The 5,129-nt window shown below is 57.0% G+C and carries 3 rRNA genes; all 3 read right to left on the reverse strand.

Features of this window, described 5'->3' with window-relative positions:
- Positions 1-11: 11 nt before the first annotated feature.
- Positions 12-128 (reverse strand): 5S ribosomal RNA (rrf, locus tag E1161_RS26835).
- A gap of 123 nt (positions 129-251) precedes the next feature.
- Positions 252-3,324: ribosomal RNA gene (locus E1161_RS26840) — 23S ribosomal RNA — on the reverse strand.
- Positions 3,325-3,563: 239 nt separating this feature from the next.
- Positions 3,564-5,086: ribosomal RNA gene (locus E1161_RS26845) — 16S ribosomal RNA — on the reverse strand.
- The 16S, 23S and 5S rRNA genes sit together here, the layout of an rRNA operon.
- Between the last annotated feature and the right edge of the window lie 43 nt (positions 5,087-5,129).

Here is a 5,129-nt window from a genome sequence, read left to right on the forward strand (position 1 = left end):
CTTGAGGATTGTGTCGGCGGTGTCTTACTCTCCCACACCCTAGCGAGTGCAGTACCATCAGCGCTGGGGAGCTTAGCTACCGGGTTCGGAATGGGACCGGGCGGACCCTCCCCGCCATCGCCACCGACAACCCTGACCCCACCTGGAACAAGTGGGAAATCCACGGGTGCCAATACCGTTGACACACAATCTTGAGTTCACAACACACGGTTGCTGCCTCAGACATCGTATAGTGGGTGCGTAACATCTTCGTGAGCAAGTCCTCGGCCTATCAGCACCGGTCAGCTCCACACATTGCTGTGCTTCCACATCCGGCCTGTCAACCCGGTCATCTACCGGGGGCCTTAACCCACAAAGGGGTGGGAGACCTCATCTAGGAACAGGCTTCCCGCTTAGATGCTTTCAGCGGTTATCCCTCCCGAACATAGCCAACCAGCCGTGCTCTTGGCAGAACAACTGGCACACCAGAGGTTCGTCCGTCCCGGTCCTCTCGTACTAGGGACAGCCTTCCGCAAGTCTCCTACGCGCGCGGCGGATAGGGACCGAACTGTCTCACGACGTTCTAAACCCAGCTCGCGTGCCGCTTTAATGGGCGAACAGCCCAACCCTTGGGACCAACTCCAGCCCCAGGATGCGACGAGCCGACATCGAGGTGCCAAACCATGCCGTCGATATGGACTCTTGGGCAAGATCAGCCTGTTATCCCCGGGGTACCTTTTATCCGTTGAGCGACACCGCTTCCACCAGCCAGTGCCGGATCACTAGTCCCTGCTTTCGCACCTGCTCGACCCGTCAGTCTCACAGTCAAGCTCCCTTATACACTTACACTCAACACCTGATTGCCAACCAGGCTGAGGGAACCTTTGGGCGCCTCCGTTACCCTTTAGGAGGCAACCGCCCCAGTTAAACTACCCACCAGGCACTGTCCCCGATCCGGATCACGGACCCGAGTTAGATGCCCGGAACGACCAGAGTGGTATTTCACCAACGACTCCACACCCACTAGCGTGAATGCTTCACAGTCTCCCACCTATCCTACACAAGCCGAACCAAACACCAATACCAAGCTATAGTAAAGGTCCCGGGGTCTTTCCGTCCTGCCGCGCGAAACGAGCATCTTTACTCGTACTGCAATTTCACCGGGCCTGTGGTCGAGACAGCGGAGAAGTCGTTACGCCATTCGTGCAGGTCGGAACTTACCCGACAAGGAATTTCGCTACCTTAGGATGGTTATAGTTACCACCGCCGTTTACTGGCGCTTAAATTCTCCGCTACACCCCAAAGGGCTTTACGGGTCCTCTTAACGTTCCAGCACCGGGCAGGCGTCAGTCCATATACATCGCCTTACAGCTTCGCATGGACCTGTGTTTTTAGTAAACAGTCGCTTCTCCCTGGCCTCTGCGACCACCACCAGCTCCCACCGAAAAAGTGTTCACCAGCAGTGGCCCCCCTTCTCCCAAAGTTACGGGGGCAATTTGCCGAATTCCTTAACCACAGTTCACCCGACCGCCTCGGTATTCTCTACCTGACCACCTGTGTCGGTTTCGGGTACGGGCCGTGCACACACTCGCTAGAGGCTTTTCTCGGCAGCATGGGATCACTCACTTCACCACAACGGCTACGCATCACCCCTCACCCACATGATGTGCGGATTTACCTACACACCGGGCTACAGGCTTACACCAGTACAACCACTCACTGGCAGAGCTACCCTCCTGCGTCACCCCATCACTTGACTACTACCTCATCGGGTCCCATGCACTCCGTGCTTCACCCGAAGGATCCACACATCGCGGATGGTTAGCATCAGAAACCTCGTCATGGACGCGTACGCACGGGTACGGGAATATCAACCCGTTATCCATCGACTACGCCTGTCGGCCTCGCCTTAGGCCCCGACTCACCCTGGGCGGACGAACCTTCCCCAGGAACCCTTGGTCATCCGGCGGAAGAGATTCTCACTCTTCACTCGCTACTCATGCCTGCATTCTCACTCCCACACAATCCACACCACGCTTACGCGGACGCTTCACCTCGTGCAGGACGCTCCCCTACCCAACCCAACAAAAGTTGAATTGGCATGGCTTCGGCGGTGCGCTTCAGCCCCGCTACATTGTCGGCGCAGGACCACTTGACCAGTGAGCTATTACGCACTCTTTCAAGGATGGCTGCTTCTAAGCCAACCTCCTGGTTGTCTAAGCGATCCCACATCCTTTCCCACTAAGCGCACACTTGGGGGCCTTAGCCGATGCTCTGGGCTGTTTCCCTCTCGACGACGAAGCTTCTCCCCCGCCGTCTCACTGCCACACTCAACTCAGGCGTATTCGGAGTTTGGCTGATCTCAGTAACCCGTGAAGGCCCATCAACCAACCAGTGCTCTACCCCACCCAAGCAACATGCGACGCTGCACCTAAATGCATTTCGGGGAGAACCAGCTATCACGGAGTTTGATTGGCCTTTCACCCCTACCCACAGCTCATCCCCCAGGTTTTCAACCCTGGTGGGTTCGGGCCTCCACACGGTCTTACCCGCGCTTCACCCTGGCCATGGGTAGATCACTCCGCTTCGGGTCTACACCACGCGACTCCACGCCCTATTCAGACTCGCTTTCGCTCCGGCTACCCCCAACGGGTTAACCTCGCCACGCAGCAGTAACTCGCAGGCTCATTCTTCAAAAGGCACGCCATCACAGTTGCTAAGACTGCTCTGACGGATTGCAGGCACATGGTTTCAGGAACTATTTCACTCCCCTCCCGGGGTACTTTTCACCATTCCCTCACGGTACTATCCACTATCGGTCACCAGGAAGTATTTAGGCTTAGCGAGTGGTCCCGCCAGATTCACAGCACCCTCCACGAAAGCGCTGCTACTCGGGAACACCACCACACGCACAACCATGATTTTCGCCTACCGGACTCTCACCGTCTCTGGTCGAGTTTCCCAACCCATTCGACTAACCACAGCTGACACGCTGGAAGACTGGTAGATCCTCCCAATGATGTCCCACAACCCCGCACACGCAACCCCTACCAGGTATCCCACGCGCACGGTTTAGCCTCTTCCGCTTTCGCTCGCCACTACTCACGGAATCACCAGTGTTTTCTCTTCCTACGGGTACTAAGATGTTTCACTTCCCCGCGTTCCCCCTCACACCCTATATATTCAGGCATGAGTAACCCGACATCACTCGGGCTGGGTTTCCCCATTCGGACACCCTCGGATCACAGCTCGTTTGACAACTCCCCGAGGACTATCGCGGCCTACCACGTCCTTCATCGGCCCCTGGTACCAAGGCATCCACCATGTGCCCTAAAAAACTTGGCCACAAAGATGCTCGCACCCACTATACAATTCTCAAACAACAACCCGAGAAACAACCACACACCCCAAACAGGCACGCAGCGTGTCCTCTCAGATACCCAACAGTGAACTGCCCCAACCAGCACCAGCCAGCCAGACGATTAGTGTGTTCCACAATCCATCGAGCACCCAGACAATGCCACGCACGGACATTCAACCTGGACACTCCCAGCCCGAAGACCAGGGGTGTAAAAGCTCCTTAGAAAGGAGGTGATCCAGCCGCACCTTCCGGTACGGCTACCTTGTTACGACTTCGTCCCAATCGCCAGTCCCACCTTCGACCACTCCCTCCCAAAGGGTTAGGCCATGGGCTTCGGGTGTTACCGACTTTCATGACGTGACGGGCGGTGTGTACAAGGCCCGGGAACGTATTCACCGCAGCAATGCTGATCTGCGATTACTAGCGACTCCGACTTCACGGGGTCGAGTTGCAGACCCCGATCCGAACTGAGACCGGCTTTAAGGGATTCGCTCCACCTCACGGCATCGCAACCCTCTGTACCAGCCATTGTAGCATGTGTGAAGCCCTGGGCATAAGGGGCATGATGACTTGACGTCATCCCCACCTTCCTCCGAGTTAACCCCGGCAGTCCCCTACGAGTCCCCGGCATAACCCGCTGGCAACATAGGGTAAGGGTTGCGCTCGTTGCGGGACTTAACCCAACATCTCACGACACGAGCTGACGACAGCCATGCACCACCTGTACACCAACCACAAGGGAAACCGCATCTCTGCGGCTGTCTAGTGCATGTCAAACCCAGGTAAGGTTCTTCGCGTTGCATCGAATTAATCCACATGCTCCGCCGCTTGTGCGGGCCCCCGTCAATTCCTTTGAGTTTTAGCCTTGCGGCCGTACTCCCCAGGCGGGGCGCTTAATGCGTTAGCTACGGCACGGAAACGGTGGAACCCATCCCCACACCTAGCGCCCAACGTTTACGGCATGGACTACCAGGGTATCTAATCCTGTTCGCTCCCCATGCTTTCGCTCCTCAGCGTCAGTATCGGCCCAGAGACCCGCCTTCGCCACCGGTGTTCCTCCTGATATCTGCGCATTTCACCGCTACACCAGGAATTCCAGTCTCCCCTGCCGAACTCAAGTCTGCCCGTATCGACCGCACGCCCACAGTTAAGCTGCAGGTTTTCACGGCCGACGCGACAAACCGCCTACGAGCTCTTTACGCCCAATAAATCCGGACAACGCTCGCACCCTACGTATTACCGCGGCTGCTGGCACGTAGTTAGCCGGTGCTTCTTCTACAGGTACCGTCACCCGAAAGCTTCGTCCCTGTCGAAAGAGGTTTACAACCCGAAGGCCGTCATCCCCCACGCGGCGTTGCTGCGTCAGGCTTTCGCCCATTGCGCAAGATTCCCCACTGCTGCCTCCCGTAGGAGTCTGGGCCGTGTCTCAGTCCCAGTGTGGCCGGTCACCCTCTCAGGCCGGCTACCCGTCGTCGCCTTGGTAGGCCACTACCCCACCAACAAGCTGATAGGCCGCGGGCTCATCCTGCACCGCCGGAACTTTCCACACACAGGAGATGCCTCCGTGTGTCATATCCGGTATTAGACCTCGTTTCCAAGGCTTATCCCAGAGTGCAGGGCAGATTACCCACGTGTTACTCACCCGTTCGCCACTAATCCACCACCGAAGCGGCTTCATCGTTCGACTTGCATGTGTTAAGCACGCCGCCAGCGTTCGTCCTGAGCCAGGATCAAACTCTCCAACAATGCCTTGTTGAAACAATCCCAGCACACGCTCAACAACCACAAA

The organism is Saccharopolyspora aridisoli, assembly GCF_004348445.1.
Classification (GTDB): Bacteria; Actinomycetota; Actinomycetes; order Mycobacteriales; family Pseudonocardiaceae; genus Saccharopolyspora; species Saccharopolyspora aridisoli.